We start from the raw sequence: 18019 nt of genomic DNA, 5'->3' as shown, positions 1-18019 counted from the left end.
GACCCTCAGAGCGTGCTCTCGCCACGACATTCGAAGGCCGGGTTCTTGAACGCCCTGGTCCTCGAACGACCGGTCTTGAAGGCCTGGCCCTGTAAGCCCCGGTCTTCGAACGCACCGGCCTTCGACGCAAGGCCCTCGAAAACCCCCACGCCGACCGCCCAAGAGGCGAGGTCCCGCCCGGCGTACCCCTCCACCCCCGTTGACGCATCGAGGAGATGCCATGTCCCGCTTGTCCCTGCCGCGCGCCCGCTCCGGCTCCGCCGCACTCGTCTCCGCGGTCGCGGCCCTCGCGCTCGCCCTCACCGGCTGCTCCTCCGACGAGGGCTCCGCCTCCGCCGACGGGAAGATCACCCTGACCGTCGGCACCTTCGGGACCTTCGGCTACAAGGAAGCCGGTCTGTACGACGCCTACATGAAACAGAACCCCGGGATCACCATCAAGGAGAACCCGACGACCGTCGAGGGCAACTACTGGACCGCCCTGCAGACCCGGCTCTCCGGCGGCGGCCTCGATGACGTCCAGGCTCTCGAAGTCGCCCGGATATCCCTGGCCACCTCCGAGGACCTCGCCGACGCCTTCGTCGACCTGTCCGACGCCCCCGGCGTCGACAAGAAGGACTACCTGCCCTGGAAGTGGGACCAGGCCACCACCGCCGACGGCCGCACCATCGGCCTCGGCACCGACGTCGGCCCGATGGCCATCTGCTACCGCCAGGACCTGTTCAAGGCCGCCGGCCTGCCCTCCGACCCCGAGTCGGTCGGCAAGCTGTGGGCGGGCGACTGGGCGAAGTTCGTCGAGGTGGGCAAGCAGTACCAGGCCAAGGCCCCCAAGGGCACCGCCTTCATGGACAGCGCCAGCGGCCTCTTCAACGCCGTGGTCTCCAGCAGCCCCGTCCAGTACTACAAGGACGGCAAGCTCGCCTACAAGGACTCGGCGAGCGTCAGGACCGCCTGGGACCTCGCCGTCAAGGCCGTCCAGGGCAAGACCAGCCAGGGCCTGAAGATGTTCGACACCCCCTGGCAGACCGCCTTCTCCAAGTCCACCTTCGCCACCACCGTCTGCCCCTCCTGGCAGCAGGCCAACGTCCAGCAGTTCTCCGGCCCCGGCAACAAGGGCAAGTGGAACATCGCCCAGCCCCCGGCCGCCGGCAACTGGGGCGGCTCCTTCCTCGCCGTGCCCGCCTCCGGCAAGCACGTCGACGAGGCCAAGAAGCTCGTGGCCTGGCTGACCGCGCCCGAGCAGCAGGCGAAGGTCTTCCAGAAGGTCGGCAACATCCCCGCCAACCAGGCCGCCTACGACCTGCCCGGCGTCGTCGGCTACAAGAACGCCTACATCGGCCCCGACGCCGCCACCGGCCTGATCTTCTCCACCGCCGCCAAGTCCATCAAGCCCGCCGAGACCGGCCCGCGCGCGGGCGACCTGACCGGCGCCTTCAGCACCGGCGTCCTGCTGATGGAGCAGAACGGCAAGACCCCCGAAGAGGCCTGGAACGCCACCGTCCGCCAGATCGACAGCACCATCCAGTAAACCTTCCCCGCCTCTCCCCGGGCCGCCGTGGCGGGGGAGGGGCGGCCGGTCACAGGGGAGCCGGCCGCCCCTTCCCCGTACCGGCGCGACCGCCGTCACCACCGAAGGAACCCGCCCGTGGCCTCCACGACCGCACCCAGCCGCAACGGCTCCGCAGAGCGGCCGGACACCCAGCCGCCCCCCGCCCGCCCCACCGGACCGTCGGCCTGGCGCAGCCGCCTGCACCGCTGGGACACCAAGGGCACGCCGTACGCCCTCGTCGCGCCCTTCTTCCTCGTCTTCGCCGCCTTCGGCCTCTTCCCGCTGCTCTACACCGGCTGGCTCTCCTTCCACCGGGTGAGCCTCTACAACGTCGACCGCGCCGAATGGGTCGGCCTGCGGAACTACGAGGACCTGTTCACCGGCCAGGTCAGCCACTACTTCTGGAACGCCCTGCTCAACACCTTCACCCTGGGCGTGCTGTCCACCGTCCCCCAGCTCCTCATCGCCCTCGGCCTCGCCCACCTGCTCAACTACCGGCTCCGCGCCCGCGGATTCCTGCGCACGGCGCTCCTCGCCCCGTACGCCACGTCCGTCGCCGCAGCCACCCTCGTCTTCGCCCTGATCTTCAGCCCCGAGGGCGGCATGGCCAACTGGGTCCTCGGACTGTTCGGCGCGGGACCCCTGCACTGGGAGGCCGGCCGCTGGAGCTCGCAGTTCGCGATCTCCGTGATCGTCACCTGGCGCTGGACCGGCTACAACGCCCTGATCTTCCTCGCGGCCATGCAGGCCGTTCCGCGCGAACTGTACGAGGCCGCGGCCCTGGACGGCGCCAACCGCTGGCAGCAGTTCCTGCACGTCACGATCCCCGCCCTGCGTCCCACGATCCTGTTCACGGTGATCGTCTCGACCATCGGCGCCACCCAGCTCTTCGGCGAGCCCTACCTGTTCGGCGGCCAGAGCGGTCACCAGGGCGGCACCGACCACCAGTACGAGACCCTCGGCATCCTCATGTACGACCAGGGATTCCACTCCAGCATGCTCGGGCGCGCCAGCGCGGTCGCCTGGACCATGTTCGGCCTGCTGCTGCTCATCGGGCTCGTCAACGCGCTGCTCACCCGCCGCCTGCGCGCCTCCCAGTGACCCGGAGTACGACATGACCACCACCACACCCGTCCCCCACAGCCGTCACCGCACGGCGGGACGACCCTCCGCCCGCGCCGGCCGGGCCGGCGGCCAGCACCGGGCCGGACCGCTCGCCCACATCGTCCTCGGACTCGCGGCCCTGGCGTCGCTGTTCCCGCTGTACTGGACGCTGGTCGCGGCCTCCACCGACAGCCACGCGGTCGTCTCCAGCCCACCGCCGATGCTGCCCGGCGGCAACCTGTTCAAGAACCTCACCTACGTGTGGCACAACGCCGGCGGGCGCGGCATGGGCGTCGCCCTGCTCAACTCCACGCTCGTCGCCGGGGCCGTCACCGTCAGCACGGTGACCTTCTCCGTCCTCGCCGGCTTCGCCTTCGCCAAACTCCGCTTCCGCGGCATGAAGGTCCTGCTCGGACTGGTGCTCTCCACCCTCGCCGTGCCCGCGCAGCTCAGCGTCGTCCCCCTGTTCATCCTGACCAAGAACCTGGGGCTGAGCAATCACCTCGGAGCGCTGATCCTGCCCGTCCTCGTCACCGCCTTCGGCGTCTTCTTCATGCGCCAGTTCCTCTCCCAGGCGCTGCCCACCGAACTCCTGGAAGCCGCCCGCGTCGACGGCGCCAACTCCCTGCGCGTCATCTGGCACGTCGTGTTCCCCATCGCCCGGCCGGCGATGGCGGTCCTGGGCATGCTGACCTTCGTCCAGTCCTGGAACGACTTCCTCTGGCCGATCATCGTCATGAACGGCTCCACCAACCCCACCGTCCAGGTCGCCCTCGCCGGCCTCGGCACCGGCTGGTCCACCGACTGGTCCGTCATCACCGCCGGAGCGCTCATGGGCACCCTGCCGCTCCTGCTCGTCTTCGCCCTCTTCGGGCGGCACGTCGTCGGCGGCATCACCCAGGGCGCCGTCAAGGGCTGACCCTCTCCGCCTTCCTCACCCTCCTCGTCCCACACCCTCCGCCGAAGGAGTACTCCGCCATGCCCGCAACCCCCGCCACCGCCCCTGCCTTCGCCTCCGCCGCCCTCGACCGGCTGCACTTCCCGCCGGGCTTCCTGTGGGGCGCGGCCACCGCCGCCTACCAGATCGAGGGCGCCGTCGCCGAGGACGGCCGCACGCCCTCCATCTGGGACACCTTCTCGCACACCCCCGGCAAGGTCGCGAACGGCGACACCGGTGACATCGCCTGCGACCACTACCACCGCTACCGCACCGACGTCACCCTGATGTCCCACCTCGGCCTCCAGGCCTACCGCTTCTCCCTGTCCTGGCCGCGCGTCCAGCCCGGCGGCCGCGGCCCCGCCAACCCCGCCGGACTCGACTTCTACCGCCGGCTCGTCGACGAACTCCTCGACGCGGGCATCCAGCCCGTCGCCACGCTGTACCACTGGGACCTTCCCCAGGAGCTGGAGACCGGTCACCCGAACGGCTCCGGCGGCGGCTGGACCGAGCGCGAGACCGCCGAACGCTTCGGCGAGTACGCCGCCCTGGCCGCCGACGCCCTCGGCGACCGGGTCGCGCTGTGGACCACCCTCAACGAACCCTGGTGCTCGGCCTTCCTCGGCTACGGATCCGGCGTCCACGCCCCGGGCCGCACCGACCCCGCCCTCGCCCTGCGCGCCGCCCACCACCTCAACCTCGCCCACGGCCGCGCCACCGCCGCCCTGCGCGCGACCCTGCCCGCCCATGCCCAGGTCGCGGTCTCCCTCAACCTGCACCAGGTCCGCCCGCTCACCGCCGACCCCGCCGACCTCGACGCGGCCCGCCGCATCGACGCCGTCGGCAACCGGATCTTCACCGGCCCGATGCTCTCCGGCGGATACCCCGCCGACCTCCTCGCCGACACCGAGCACGTCGTCGACTGGAACACCCTGATCAGGCCGGGGGACGAGGCGGCCATCGGCGTCCCCATCGACCTCCTCGGCATCAACTACTACACCCCGGCCGTCGTCTCCGCGCCCACCCCAGGAGCGGCCGCCGCCAGTCACGCCCACGGCGAGAGCGACCACTCCCCGTGGCCCGGCTCCGCGGACGTCAACTTCCACGCCCCGCCCGGCGACACCACCGACATGGGCTGGACCATCGACCCCACCGGCCTGTACGACCTCCTCATGGCCGTCTCCCGCTCCCACCCCGGCCTCCCCCTGGCGATCACCGAGAACGGCGCCGCCTTCCCCGACGCCCCCACGGCCGACGGCCAGGTCCGCGACCACGACCGCATCGACTACCTCCACCGGCACCTCGCCGCCGTCCACCAGGCCGTCGCCGACGGCGCCGACGTCCGCGGATACTTCCTCTGGTCACTCCTCGACAACTTCGAGTGGGCCTACGGCTACGACAAGCGCTTCGGCGCCGTCCACGTCGACTACGCCACGCAGCTGCGCACCCCGAAGGCCAGCGCCCGCTGGTACGCCAGGGCCATCGGCGCGAACTCGGTCCCGCACCTCTGACCCCCCTCCGGGAGGCGATGACCGTACGCGGCGCTCCCCCCGGTCCGAAGGGCTGTTCCGATCCGTTGTCAGTGGGCGGGGATAAGTTCGTTCCCGTTCCGCCGCGACGGCGAGAACAACCCCTTCGACGTGCATGGGAGAGGTACGTTGCCGGTCTGGGAGAGGTCGAGTACGGCGCGGGTGGTACCGCCCGCGCGACCGCGGAAACTCGCCAAGGTGCCGTTCGTGGAACTGGCCGACGGACGGCTGCAGGGCGTCGTGTCCAGCGGGTCCGACATAGGGCGCGTGTACGTGTCCTCGATCGCCGCGGGAACGTACGCGTTCGCGTGCAGCACCAACAACAACCGCCCCTGCGGCGGCGCGCGCGGCACCTTCTGCAACCACATCCGCGCCCTCGTCGGCGAGGCGGTCCTGCAGTACGGGGCCGAGCGCGTCGCCCGGTACCTCAAGGCCGAGACACCGGGCGGCGAGCCCGACGCCGAGGCACTCGTCTCGGTCATGACCGGCACGCGCCCCGCGCAGGGCGACACCTCGGCCGCCGCCCCGGTGTTCAGCAGGTTCCTCCGGCACCTCGCCTACCTCGAACTGGAGCCGACCACCGCTCCGTTGCCCGAGATGCAGTGGTTCCCCGCGACGAGGACGGCCGCCTGATGCGCACGGACCTGCTCACCGACCCCGTGGACGGACTCGACGAGGCGCTGGCCGCCGTCGACGCCTTCGACCGCGTGCTCGTCGCCGGACTGCTCCGGCCACAGCCCGCCCAGGCCGCCGGCCTCGCGGCGCTCGCGCACTCCGTCGCCGGCACCCCGCTGGCCTCGCTGGTCGCCGAGGCGGCCGACAAGGCCGCGGCGGGCGCCGCGGGCGAGGACCACCTCGTCGCGCTCGCCGCCGCCCGCACCGCCCTCATGGGCTCCGTGCACGACGCGCTCACGGACCGCGTCGCGGACGCCACCGGCCGGCCGCGCGCCGAGCGGAGCACCCGGGACACCCCGGCGGACACCCCCGGGGCGAACGTGCTCGCCGCCGCCCGCGCCTGGCTGTGCGACCTCGCCCGCGCCGGCTGGCAGGGCATCGACCACGAACTGGTCTCCGGCGCGGGACCCGTCGTCTCCGCGATGCTGCCGGACCCCCGACTGCGCCGCCAGGCGACCCTGCTCGACGGCTTCGCCGCCGAACTCGCCGCCTCCTGCCCGGGGGCCACCCTGGAACGCGTCCCGGTGCGCCGCTGGGCCGACCTGTGGACGCGCGCCCTGCTCCTGACCCTGCCCGGAGCCGCTCGGACCCCCGCCGCGGACACGGTGACCGGCCGCCTGTTGCCGCTGGGCGTGGACGTACAGGAGCACGCGACCGCCGTGCAGGCCCAGGTCCACGCCGTCTTGGAGCCCTCCGACGGCTCGGCGCCGCGACTGGTCCGGGCGGCGGTGTCCGCGCCCAAGCCCGACACCGTCGTCGGTGCCGGCCTGTGGCAGCTCCTCCGGCCGCGGATGTCGCTGCTCGGCGCGGCGGGGGAGGGGCGCGCCGTGGAGCTCGACGCCATGCCCGTCACCGCCGAGGGCGACCTCGTGTGGGACGACGAGCGGGCCCGCACCGGGGAGTCCGCCGACCCCTTCGCCACCGCCCGGGTGATCCTGTCCACCGCCGCCGACCCGGTGACCGCCCCGCTGGACCGTCACCCCGCCGGCATCGCCGTCCCCGTCCTCGTCGAGGGGTACACGGCGGAGCGCGAGGACGACGGGCCGCTGACCTTCACGCTCGCCGGACACCGGCTGACCGTCGACACCGAGCGCGTCCCCGCCGCGAGCCCGCTCACCCCTGAGGCCGTCGCCGCGTCCGGGGCCTGCCTGGGCCTGCTCCGCTGGGACGCGGGCGAGTTCGTCCTCCAGCCGCTCGCCGTGGAGACGACCGTCCGGAAGAAGACCGTCGCCCTCCACGCCGGCGCATGGGCCGGGGGCACCACCGACAAACTCGGCGCACGGGCGGAGAAGGCGGCCACGGACTCCGTCGCCGTCCTGCGCGAGCGAGCCGGAAAGCTGCTGCGGAAATGAGCGACGACAACCGCCGCCAGGTCCTCTACTGGCGACTCCTCGCCCGCCTCTTCGACCCCCAGGAGCAGGCCGCCCTGGAATCGGCGAGCCTCGCCGTCGTCGAGGACATCGGCCTGCCGCCGGCGCTCCTCGACCCGGGCGCCTCCGTCGAATCCGTCGTACAGCGCCATCCGGAACTGGCCGGCGAGTTCGACGGGCTCATGATGCCGGAGCCCGAGCCGGACGGCGCGCGCGACCGGGCGGCGGAGGTGCGGCGCGCGGCGCTCGCGTCGAAGCTGCTGCTCAACGTCTTCGCCACCGGATCGGGAGCGGTGTCCGCCGGGCAGCTGGCCCGCTGGCAGTCGGACGCCGGGTGGCTGGAGCGGGCGCTCGGCTGCCCGCCCGGCGGACTGCGCGGCGGACAGGGGGCCGGCGCGCTCGCCGGCGGCCTCGGACCCGAACTCGGCGCGGTCGAGGCCGACCTCGTCAGTCGCATGCGCCTGCGCGAGGTGCTGGCCGACCCCGAACTCGCGGCCCGGCTCACGCCCAGCATGTCGCTGATCGAACAACTCCTCCGCGACAAGGGCAACCTGTCCGGCGTCGCGCTGGCCAACGCCAAGTCCCTGATCCGCCGGTACGTCGAAGAGGTCGCCCAGGTGCTCCGCACCCAGGTGGAGAAGGCCACCGTCGGGGACCTCGACCGCTCGGTCCCGCCCAAGCGCGTCTTCCGCAACCTCGACCTCGACCGCACCATCTGGAAGAACCTCACCAACTGGAGCCCCGAGGAGGAGCGGCTCTACGTCGACCGCCTCTACTACCGGCAGACCGTCCGCAGGACCACGCCCCAGCGGCTGATCGTGGTCGTGGACCAGTCGGGCTCCATGGTCGACTCGATGGTCAACTGCACCATTCTCGCCTCGATCTTCGCCGGACTGCCGAAGGTCGACGTCCACCTCATCGCGTACGACACCCGGGCCATCGACCTCACGCCCTGGGTGCACGACCCCTTCGACGTGCTCCTGCGGACCAACCTCGGCGGCGGCAACGACGGGCCGGTGGCGATGGCCATGGCACGGCCGAAGATCGCCGAACCGAAGAACACCGTCATGGTCTGGATCTCCGACTTCTACGAGTTCTCCCGCTCACAGCCCCTGTTCGAGGGCATCGAAGCGGTCCACCGCTCCGGCGTCCGGTTCATCCCGGTCGGATCGGTGACCAGCTCCGGACGGCAGGAGGTCAACCCCTGGTTCCGTGAGCGCTTCAAGGCGCTCGGCACCCCGGTGATCTCCGGCCACATCGACAAGCTCGTGCACGAACTCAAGACCTTCCTCACCTGAGACGCCCAGAAAGGCCCTTCGCATGTCCGACCTGCTCCGCGCTCCCGCCGAGATCAAGTACGCCGAGGAACTCGACTGGCTGGAGTCGATCGACGACAACCCCAAGCCGTTCTCCTGGCGCCTCTCACCGAAGATGGTCCGCCTGTTCGTCCTCGGCTCCGAGCGCGCCGACGGCCTGGACAGGGAGGTGTCGCAGAAGTGGTTCGGCGACCGCAGCTTCGTCGAGCGCTCCATCGTCACCCTCGCCTCCGACCGGGGCCTGCTCCTCATCGGCGACCCCGGCACCGGCAAGAGCTGGCTCGCCGAACTCCTCTCCGCCGCCATCAGCCGCAACTCCACCCAGGTCGTCCAGGGCACCGCGGGCACCACGGAAGACCACATCAAGTACTCCTGGAACGTGTCCATGGTCATCGCCAAGGGCCAGTCCCGCGAGTCGATGATCCCCTCGCCGATCATGACCGCGATGGAGACCGGCACCATCGGCCGCTTCGAGGAGCTCACGCGCTCCACCAGCGACGTCCAGGACGCGCTCATCTCGATCCTTTCCGAGAAGTACATCTCGGTCCCGGAACTCGACAGCGCCGGCGGCGAGAACATCGTGTTCGCGAAGCCCGGCTTCTCGGTCATCGCCACCGCCAACAGCCGCGACCGGGGCGTCAACGACCTGTCCTCCGCACTCAAGCGCCGCTTCAACTTCGTCCGCATCCCGGTCGTCACCAACAAGAACAGCGAGGCGGAGATCGTCCGCTTCCGCACCGAGGAACTGCTCCGCCGGCACTCCATCGAGCTGGACGTGCCCCCCACCCTCCTCGACGTCCTCCTCCAGAGCTTCGCCGATCTGCGGGCCTCCGCCGCCGCGGCCGGCAGCGACGAGGAGAAGCTGGAGTCCGCCCTCTCCACCGCCGAACAGATCGGCGTACTGGAGGACGCGGTCCTGCACAGCGACTTCTTCGGCGAGCGGACCCTCACGGCCCGCGCCCTCGCCGCCTCGCTCGTCGGCACCCTGGCCCGCCGCGAGCCCGAGGACCTGGCCATCCTCAACAAGTACCTGCACGGCGTCGTCGAGCCGCGCGGCAAGGAGGAGGGCGGCTCCTGGCCCGAGTTCCTGGAGGGCGGCCGCGACGCGATCGCCAAGCTGTCGTGACCGGGACCCCGGAGACCACGGCCGTCCCCGAGCGGCCCGCTTCACCGCCCTTCGCCGCGCTGCGCGGACAACTCCACGACGCGGCCGCCGAGTTCGCCGGAGGCCAGGACGCCCTGGAAGGCATCCTGCTCGGCATGGTCGACGACGTCGACCGCGCGGTCGCCGAACCGCTGGAGATCTTCCCCGTCTGCCACCACTCGCCCGCCTCCGCCCTCGCCATGGCCCGTCGGCTGCGCGAGAAGCAGCCCAAGGTCGTCTACCTGGAGCTGTGCGAGGACATGGCACCGCTCCTCACCGAGCTGCGCAACTGCCGGCTGCCGGTAGCCGTGCAGGCCTTCGCGAGCGACATCGAGGGTTTCCCGCCCGGCTGGGCCCCGCTCTCCGTCGTCGCGCCGATCACCGAGGCCTCCGCCGAGTACCAGGCCGTCGCCTACGCGCTCGACACCCCCGGCGTGGAACTGGTCCTCGTCGACCGCTCCTCCGACCACGTCTTCCAGTGGGACACCCGGCACGAACAGTCCGGGAAGCTGTCCGCCGAAGCCGCGGAGCCGCCCGCGGAGCCGTCCACCGAGCCCGAGGCCGCACTCCACGGCGAAGCCGTCGGTGTCGAGATCGGCGACCTGCGGCCCCGCTTCGCCGAACTGGAGCAGCACCTGCTGCGCCACGGCAAGGTGCGGCACTGGTCCGAATGGTGGCACCAGTACGTCGAGGTCCCCCTCGGGGACAGCGACCACGACACCTACCGCCAGGTCATGTTCCTCATCGGCAGCCTGTTCCGGCGCCTCGCCCCCGGTCAGGGGGACCGGGTGCGCGTCGACGAGGACCGCGAGCGCTACATGTGGACCCGGATGCGCGAGCACCTCGCCGCGACGGGCACCGACCCGGCGGACTGCCTCTACGTGTGCGGCGCCTTCCACGCGGCCAGCCGCGTCGACGAGTTCGGCGTCCACGGCACCGGCGGCTTCACCATCTCCCCGCGCACCGCCACGACCTGGCAGTACGGGCTGATCCCCTCCAGCCACGCGGCGATCGAGGCGCAGTTCGGCCTCGCCGCCGGCTCCGTCTCCATCGCCGCTACCGAATGGGCGAAGAACCTCAAGCGCACCCGGGTGAAGCCGTTCCGCCTGGAAGGCCAGGCCGGCACGAAGAAGCCGCGCCCGGCGAAGACCGCTGCGCGGGCACCCCTGCCCGCACCCGCACCCGAGGCCACCGAGGACCGGCTCTCGGGCTTCCTCCAGCGGCCCCCTGCCCTGCACACCCTCGACGAGGCGGAACTGCTCGGCTGGTCCGTGGACATCGTCCGCGCCGCCCGCCGCAACGGCTACCTCGCCTCCACCGCCGACGCCATCGCCGTCTTCGAGACGTCGATCCTGCTCGCCGCCATGCGGGACCGGGCCAAGCCCACGCCGTACGACTTCCAGGACGCGGCGGTCACCTGCATCGAGAAGGACACCGTCCCCGGCCGCCGGGACGTGCGCCGGCTCGTCGAGATCATGATGGGCGGAGACCGGATCGGGCAGGTCGGCTACGACGCGCTGCCGCCCCTCGCCCGCGACGTGCACGACCGGCTCGCACCCCTGGAACTGAACCTGCAGCAGCGCGGAGTGCGCAGGGCCCTGCTCGACATGGCGTCCGAGCCGGACCTGAGGTCCTGCTCGGACGTGCTGTGGATGCTGCGCCGGCTCCTTCCGCCGGGCGCCGCGCGCCCGGTGATGGGGGAGCGGCGGCTCGGCGAGCGGTCCATCCAGGAGTCGTGGGACCTCTCCCTCGGCACCCACCAGCGGGCCCTCATCGAGCTCGGCTACGAGGGCGTGAGCCTGGAGCAGGTACTGGAGCAGCGCCTGCGCCGCACCGCGTACGGGGCCCAGGCCACCACGGCGCAGGTCCTCGCCGCCGTCGAGGACGCGACGCTGTACCTCGGCGGCCGGCGCCTCGCCGACGAACTCGGCACCCGTGCGCTCGAGGTCCTCGCGGGCGAGCGCAGCGTGGACGGGGCGCCGGAGGTGCTCCGCAGGGTGCGCGGCCTCCTGGCGTACTACCGCACCGCCGAACCGGTGTTGCCGCCGTGGATCGAGTCCTTCGTCAGAGCCGGGTACGCCCACTACTGCACGCTGCTGCCGACGGCGTTCCGTGACGAGGACGCGACCGTGGGGCAGGTGGCGGCGATGCTGGGCTTCCTGTTCGGCATGGAGAGTCTGGCCCTCTCCCTGGGCTGCGACCGGACGCAGCTGGAACTGGCGGTGGCGCAGTCGCACCCGGGGGACCAGGCGAAGACGGCGCTCCTGTGGGCCGCTCAGGTCCAGCTCGGCACCCTCTCCCGGGGCGAGCTGCGCGCCCGCTGCGACGAACTCCTCGCCAACCCCCTGGTCGTGCCCTCCTACCCGCGCTACCTCAGCGGTTTCGTGCACGCCCTCGAGCCGGTGCCGGGGCTCGCGGACGTGGTGGTGGAGGCGGTGTCGAACGCCTTCGGACGGCTGCCGGACGCCGTGCTGCTGCCCTGGCTGCCGACCCTCATCACCACCCTGCGGTCCAACGCCGCGGAGCTGGCACCCCTGCTCATCCGCGAGGCGGGACGGGTCTTCCCGGCGCGGCTCGCGGCCCTGGACGCCTGGGTCCCGCCGTGGCGCGCCCAGCCGGAGACGCACGCCCTCCCGTCGTCCGGCGACGAACGCGGCGCGACGCTACTCGCCCGGTACCCGGAGACGTGCGACGCGGTGGCGGACCTGGTGGGCGCCGGGGAGGCCTGGGCCCCGGCGGACGGCCGGGCCGCCGGCCCGACGGGCGTGGCACTGCTCTCCGCCCACCGGGCCACCTGTGACGCCGTGGCGGACATCCTGGGCTGCGCGGAGTCCTGGGCGGCGGCCGCCCCGGCAGGGCACGCGCCGTCCCTGACGGCCCGCCACCCGGCCACGGCCCACGCGGTGGCGGAGCTTCTCGCGGCCCCATGACACCGTGCCGTCCGCCGGGCCCGGGGGCTTCGGCGGACGGCACGGGCGCGTGGCGGCGCGGGATCAGTCGTCGAGGGCGTCCATGACGGTGCCGAGGTCGACGAACTTGAAGTTGGTCGCGGGCCGGTCGCCGTCACCGGGCGCGTCGTGCCCGTCCTGCACGACGAGGAGGCCGTTCGGGTACCTGTCGCCGAGCGGGGCGTTCAGGACCGCGGCGCCGTCGCACTCCTCGGAGCCGTCGAGGGTGCTGTTCGCGGGCGCGACGCGGAATCCGCCCTCGTACTCGTTGGCGTCCTCGAGCTCCCGGTCGTAGGCCGCGAAGGTGTTGTCGCCCTGGCTGGAGGCCAGGAGGTAGCCGTCACCGTCGGACTCGGTGAGCAGCGTCAGGCCCTCGACGTCGGCGCTGATCTTCGTACCGCCGTAGCCGGGGTCGGCACCGGGCGTGCACTCCTCGGTCTCCTCGTCGTAGGTCCCGGGGACGCCGTACTCGCGGACCTTGTCGATCAGCTTCGGCGTGCCGGTGAGGTCGGCGCGCAGGCGCCAGATGCCGATGTCCTCCTGGCCGGCGTAGAGGGTGCCGTTGGCCGGGTCGACGACCATGCCCTCGACCTGCGGCAGCTCGTCCGGCTCGGCGCACGGGGACCACGAGGTGCCGTCGGGCAGGCGGAACGAGGAGGGGAGGTCCAGGGTCCGGACCGTGCGGTAGGTGACCGTGCCGGTCGCCGTCGGGAGCAGTTCGAGCAGCGTGATGCTGGTCCGCTCGCGGCGGCTGACCAGGGCGAAGGACTTTCCGGACGCCGGGTCGGTCCAGGTCGCGAGCCCGTAGGCGGTGCGCTGGTCGTTGATCTCGGCCTGGTCCCGGGAGAAGACGGGCGGCGCGGCGGCGTCGGTGACATCGGTCAGCGGGCCGCCGACGCGGTCGCGGTCGATCCGGTAGAAGCGCAGCCGGTCGTGGCCGCGGTCGCTGGTGACGGCCAGGTCGGCGCGTCCGGAGGACAGTCGCAGACCGTGGACGAGGTCCACGTTGTTGAACCGGCCCGGGGCGTCGTCCTCGCCCACGGCGGGGGGCGCGGCTATCGACTGCACCGGTCGCGCGTCCAGGTCGTAGACGCGCAGACCGCCCTCCTTGGCGGTCGCGATGACGAGGCTGCGGCCCGGGGCCGCGGAGTTGCGCCAGATCGCCGGGTCGTCGGCGTCGGCGTTCCCGCCCTCGTCGTCGTCGTGCAGGACCGGGGTCTCCGCACGGGGCGTCACGGTGGGCAACGGGCTTTCGGAGGAGCGGTGATGGGCCTGGGCCGGCACGGCGAGGGCCGCTGCGGCGAGCGCCGTGGTCATGACGAGCAACAGTGACCGGGCGGTGATGGGGCGAGTCACACAACTCTCCTCTGCAGGGGGCGTTCAGTCCTGCGTGAGCGTGCTGCCCGTCCGTGTCGGTACGGCGCCACCGGGTGACCGGAGGCAGGAAATCCATGTGTACGTGCGATGAACCGCCGCCCGGACGACGACACGTGTCGCCGTCCGGGCGGGGCGTGCCCGTGGGTGCTCAGGCGGGGTTCCTCACGTTCGCCAGGTAGGTGGCGCCGCCGAGGCAGTCACGCACCTCGTAGCGGGGCGCGACGGCCCCGGTCCAGCGGAGGAACCCGGTCGCTCCCGTCGCGGTCGGCATGTCGATGAAGCGGCACCCGTCGTACAGCAACTTGCCCGCCGTCGTCGCCGTGGACCCGGTCGTCACCTGGTGCGAGCCCATCAGGCCACAGTCCACGTAACGCACCATCGGACCGCGGGCACCGTTCGCGTCGAAGTCGTACACGTGGGTGACCGCGTCCGGCGCCCAGGACTTGAAGCTGAGGGCCATGTCGTCGCACGACTCGAAGGTGATGTTCCCCTTGTACCAGCGGGAGTCGATCACCTTGTGGCCGAGGCCGCGCAGTTCGAAGCGGATCCCTGGACGTACAGACGCGTCACGGAGTCGGCGCGGGTGGTCGCGTCGGCGGTGAGCTGGAAGAACGTACCGTTCGACGCGGCGTCGGTGAGGATGTAGGAGCCGCCGACGAAGTTCATCGAGCCGCCCCGGTTGTTCTTCACGAACACACCGGACTGGTACTCCACCTTGCAGTCGCGGAACCAGTAGTTGAGGAACTGGTCCTGCTGCGTCGCCGCCGGCGTCATCCCCATGACGAGGAAGGCGTCGGAGTAGGAGCCGCCGACCTGGCAGTGGTCCCAGCCCATCTCGCTGTTCAGGTTGGACGTCGTGGCCGGGCCGTCCAGACCGATGCCGCGCTTCCAGCTGCCGCGCCACTCGACGTCCGTGTACCAGGTGTCCTGGGCGCCGTAGTCGGCAGAGGAGTAGGCGTAGTTGAAGCTCGACGTGGCGTTGGTGCTCGTGAAGGTGAGCCCGGAGATCCGGATGTTCTTGTAGCGCTGGTAGTTCGTCCACAGGGTGGTGTCGTCGGCCGCCGGCGCGTACACGATCCGGGACAGCCGCTTGCCGTAGCCGGTGATCGACACGCCGTCGACGATGCCGCCGTTGCCCTCGCCGTCGACGTTCGGCAGGAGCGAGTCCGGCTGCGTCAGCAGATAGCTCAAGATCGTTTTCACCCGGCCGGTGCGGCGCTCGTCACGCGCGCGACGAGCGCCGCACCGGAGGGGGGAGCGTCCGGGCGGTTCCTGTCACTCCGAGGCGACCGCGACCCCTCCCGACAGGCGGGCGCGCTGAGCCTGGCGCGACGGGACCGTGCCCGGGCAGCGGCCCGGGGCGACCCGCCGCACTCGGGCGGCGGGCGGTCATGTGACCCGGGCGGCCAGGCGTGTCATGGCCTCTTCGAGCTCGCGTCGCGCGCCGAACGGCACCAGCGCGGCGCGCCCGGGGGCACGTACGCCACCGGTGAGCGCGACCCGGGTCCGCCCTCCCTCGTCCACCGCAGCCATCCCGATGACGAGGAACCGGCTCTGCAGCCAGCACCAGCCGGGCCGCAACACGCCGTGGAAGTGCGCCCGCAGGCCGTAGCGGCTGAGGGCGAGAGAGGTGCACCAGCGCGAGGACGGCGAGCAGCGCGGCGACAGCACGCCGACCCGCGCTCGTGCGAGGCCGCTCGATGCCGATGACCGCCATGGGGTTCCATGGGGTTCCCCTCCGTTCAGAGGCCGGCGCCGCAGCGCGCCGACACCCCGAGGAGGAGCTGTACCGCCCGAAGGTTCCCTGTGATCCGGATCACAGGGGTCGACGTGGGAGGTGTCCCGGAACGCGGACGACCCGTGGGCCTTGGTCCCGTCCGCTCGAGTTCGGACGGGAGCCGGCCGGATTACCGGCGGCCCACGGGTCGGGTGACTGCGTGGTTTTCGGCAGGTGACCTGCCGGGGTGCACAGAGTGCGACGGCAGGCCGTTAGCCCGCAGTCACCTCACGAATCCGAAAAGAAACCATGTTCTCGGATCACCTCCTTTCAGCGTGTACCCACAGCCTAGGAAGGCCGCGGGCGACGCTCAAGCCATTTATTCGAGCCGTTTCTCCCGGGGTCAGCCGAGCTCGGCCGCCACCAGGGCCGCCGCGTCGGCCACCAGCGCGTTGACCGGCGCCGCGTCCTCCTCGAACCGTGTGGTCATCACCGCGAGCACGATCGGGCCGCCGTCCGGAGGCCAGGTGACGCCGGCGTCGTTGTTGCCGCCGTACCGGCCGCCGCCGGTCTTGTCGGCGAGGAGCCAGTCGGCGGGCAGCCCCTTGCGGAACCGCTCACCGCTGGTGGTGTTCGCGAGCATCCACGCGGTGAGCCGCTCCCGGTCCCGCGGCGCGAGCGCGTCGCCGAGCACGAGCCGTCCATAGGTCCGGCCGATCGCGCGAGGGCTGCTGGTGTCGGTCTCCCGCCAGGGCTCGCCCGAGTTCAGCTCGGGCTCCCAGCGGTCGAGGCGCGTCGTGGTGTCGCCGATCGACCGGGCGAACCGCGTGACCGCGGTCGGGCCGCCCAGCTCGCGCAGCAGCAGGTTGGCGGCGGCGTTGTCGCTGTAGCGCAGGGTGGCGTCGCACAGCTCGGCGACGGTCATCCCATGGGCGAGGTTCTCGGGCAGCTCGGTCTTGGGGGAGTAGCCGGACCGCTCGACGTACGCCTTGGTGTAGTGGATGCGCCGCGCCAGGAACGCGCCGTCGTGATCGAGGTCGCGGAGCACGGCCGCGACGGCGACGGTCTTGAAGAGCGAGCACATCGGGAAGCGTTCGTCGGCGCGGTACGCCACCGTGCGCCCCGTCCGCACGTCGTGCGCGAACACACCGAGCCGGGCGGAGTGCAGCTGCTCCAGCTCCCGCAGCCGCGGGGCGAGGTTCTCGCCGCCGGACCCGGCGGAGGCGTGGGCACTCCCGCCGAGGGGTAATGCGGAGGCGAGCGCGGCACCCGCGCCGAGGGCCAGCGCGGTGCGACGGGACGGGCTGAATCCTGAGAAGGACAAGGGAACTCCCTTTCCGGAGTGATCACTTCACAGGGAAACACGCCCAGGGACCACGACCGGTTGCGACACCGCCGAGGGCCTCAGCTTCCGTCGAACGACCAGGACTCGATGTCGCGGTACCGGATCGGCCCCGGTCCGCGCCCGAAGTCGCTGCCGACCAGGTGGAGCCGTTCGGCCGGCCAGCGGCGGCCGGCGAAGCCGGCGAGTCCCGCGGCGATGTCCACCACGCTCGACCGGTCGTCACGACGGGCGCGGGCCAGCGTCAGATGGGGCCGCAGGGGGCGGTCCTCGAAGGGGACACCGCACTCCCTGACGACCGTGCGCACATCGGAGGCGAGCCGCTGCAGCTCGTCCAGGTCACCTTCGATCCCGCTCCACAGGACCCGCTCGTCGAAATGCCCGGCGCCGCGGAGCGCCAGTCCGACCGGCCGGCGGAAAGCCGCCAGGCCGGCGAGCGGCGGACGCAGGAGCGGAACAGTCCCGACCGGGAGCTCGCCGAGGAAGGCCAGGGTGACGTGCCAGTCCTCGATGCGGTTCCACCGCAGGTGCGGGTAGGCGTCGTACGCGGGGCCCAGGGCGCGCGCGAGCTCGTCCTTCGCCCCGTCGGGCGGAGCGAGGGCGATGAAGACGCGCACGGTGGCGGCCCGGTCACGGTCGTCCCCACCGGGCGGCTCCGTCCGCTGCCCGTGCGCCTGCGTCATGTTCCGTTCCCCGCTCGCCGTGCGTCCGGCATCCCGCGATCCGCACCCCTGTCCCGTCCGAGGCGAGGGTACGCGGTGCCCGAGGCGCCCCACGCCCCCGGGGCACATCGCCGACCCCGGCGGTCTCCCCCAGGGGCCGACGGACGGAGCGCGCCCCGCGCGCGCTCCCTCGCGGGGGTGGTTCCCGGGGGCCGGTGGGCCTATTCCGGCACGGCCCGCGTGAGAGGGGAGCGGACCGGCACGAAGCTGTGCGCTGCTCCCCGTACAACCGCGAAGACGGAGGTTCTTCCCCCATGACCCATGGACAGCTGAGACCGGCGGAACGCCG

The 18019-nt window shown here is 72.2% G+C and carries 15 protein-coding genes; 9 read left to right on the top strand and 6 right to left on the bottom strand.

Annotation, left to right across the window (positions count from 1 at the left end; translation table 11 throughout):
- Positions 1–220: 220 nt before the first annotated feature.
- The 9 genes from IO20_RS0128865 to IO20_RS0128825 all read left to right on the top strand — a co-directional run bounded on the left by IO20_RS0128865 (position 221) and on the right by IO20_RS0128825 (position 12554).
- Positions 221–1528, top strand: a complete 1308-nt coding sequence (locus tag IO20_RS0128865) for an ABC transporter substrate-binding protein (protein WP_037636462.1) — start codon at positions 221–223, stop codon at positions 1526–1528.
- A gap of 117 nt (positions 1529–1645) precedes the next feature.
- Positions 1646–2650: a carbohydrate ABC transporter permease gene (locus IO20_RS0128860; protein WP_037636460.1), complete on the top strand. Its 1005-nt coding sequence runs from the start codon at positions 1646–1648 to the stop codon at positions 2648–2650.
- A gap of 13 nt (positions 2651–2663) precedes the next feature.
- Entirely contained in the window at positions 2664–3572 is a 909-nt protein-coding gene (locus IO20_RS0128855) for a carbohydrate ABC transporter permease (RefSeq protein ID WP_030555094.1), read from the top strand.
- A 59-nt stretch (positions 3573–3631) separates the two neighbouring features.
- Positions 3632–5101, top strand: coding sequence for a GH1 family beta-glucosidase (locus IO20_RS0128850; RefSeq protein WP_030555092.1), 1470 nt, complete (start codon positions 3632–3634; stop codon positions 5099–5101).
- A 147-nt stretch (positions 5102–5248) separates the two neighbouring features.
- Positions 5249–5752 carry a hypothetical protein gene (locus tag IO20_RS0128845; RefSeq protein ID WP_030555090.1) on the top strand — a complete coding sequence of 168 codons (504 nt, stop codon included), beginning with the start codon at positions 5249–5251 and terminating at the stop codon, positions 5750–5752.
- Positions 5722–7146, top strand: coding sequence for a hypothetical protein (locus IO20_RS0128840; RefSeq protein ID WP_030555088.1), 1425 nt, complete (start codon positions 5722–5724; stop codon positions 7144–7146). The genes IO20_RS0128845 and IO20_RS0128840 overlap by 31 nt, the downstream gene beginning before the upstream one ends.
- Positions 7143–8462, top strand: coding sequence for a vWA domain-containing protein (locus IO20_RS0128835; RefSeq protein WP_030555086.1), 1320 nt, complete (start codon positions 7143–7145; stop codon positions 8460–8462). The genes IO20_RS0128840 and IO20_RS0128835 overlap by 4 nt, the downstream gene beginning before the upstream one ends.
- 22 nt (positions 8463–8484) lie before the next feature.
- Positions 8485–9606, top strand: coding sequence for an ATP-binding protein (locus IO20_RS0128830; RefSeq protein WP_030555084.1), 1122 nt, complete (start codon positions 8485–8487; stop codon positions 9604–9606).
- Positions 9607–9740: 134 nt separating this feature from the next.
- A complete protein-coding gene (locus tag IO20_RS0128825; protein ID WP_245685089.1) occupies positions 9741–12554 on the top strand; it encodes a DUF5682 family protein in 2814 nt (937 codons plus the stop codon).
- A 63-nt stretch (positions 12555–12617) separates the two neighbouring features.
- Here IO20_RS0128825 and IO20_RS0128820 read toward each other — a convergent pair whose 3' ends face one another.
- The 6 genes from IO20_RS0128820 to thpR form a co-directional block, all read right to left on the bottom strand.
- Positions 12618–13889 (bottom strand): phytase, encoded by a 1272-nt coding sequence (locus tag IO20_RS0128820; RefSeq protein WP_106978670.1) that lies wholly within the window; start codon positions 13887–13889, stop codon positions 12618–12620.
- Positions 13890–14097: 208 nt separating this feature from the next.
- Entirely contained in the window at positions 14098–14463 is a 366-nt protein-coding gene (locus IO20_RS41050; RefSeq protein WP_051874757.1) for a hypothetical protein, read from the bottom strand.
- Positions 14460–15140: a hypothetical protein gene (locus IO20_RS39005; protein WP_051874754.1), complete on the bottom strand. Its 681-nt coding sequence runs from the start codon at positions 15138–15140 to the stop codon at positions 14460–14462. The genes IO20_RS41050 and IO20_RS39005 overlap by 4 nt, the downstream gene beginning before the upstream one ends.
- A 198-nt stretch (positions 15141–15338) precedes the next feature.
- On the bottom strand, positions 15339–15620 hold the full coding sequence (locus IO20_RS0128810) for a hypothetical protein (RefSeq protein WP_245685083.1): 282 nt from the start codon (positions 15618–15620) through the stop codon (positions 15339–15341).
- A gap of 449 nt (positions 15621–16069) precedes the next feature.
- Complete coding sequence (gene bla / locus IO20_RS0128805; protein WP_030555078.1) at positions 16070–16990, bottom strand: class A beta-lactamase; 921 nt, start codon at positions 16988–16990, stop codon at positions 16070–16072.
- 80 nt (positions 16991–17070) lie between these two features.
- Positions 17071–17691, bottom strand: a complete 621-nt coding sequence (gene thpR / locus IO20_RS0128800) for an RNA 2',3'-cyclic phosphodiesterase (RefSeq protein ID WP_030555076.1) — start codon at positions 17689–17691, stop codon at positions 17071–17073.
- Positions 17692–18019: the final 328 nt, after the last annotated feature.

This window comes from Streptomyces exfoliatus, from assembly GCF_000725545.1.
Classification (GTDB): domain Bacteria; phylum Actinomycetota; class Actinomycetes; order Streptomycetales; family Streptomycetaceae; genus Streptomyces; species Streptomyces exfoliatus.
This window is presented reverse-complemented; position numbering and strand designations above follow the sequence as displayed.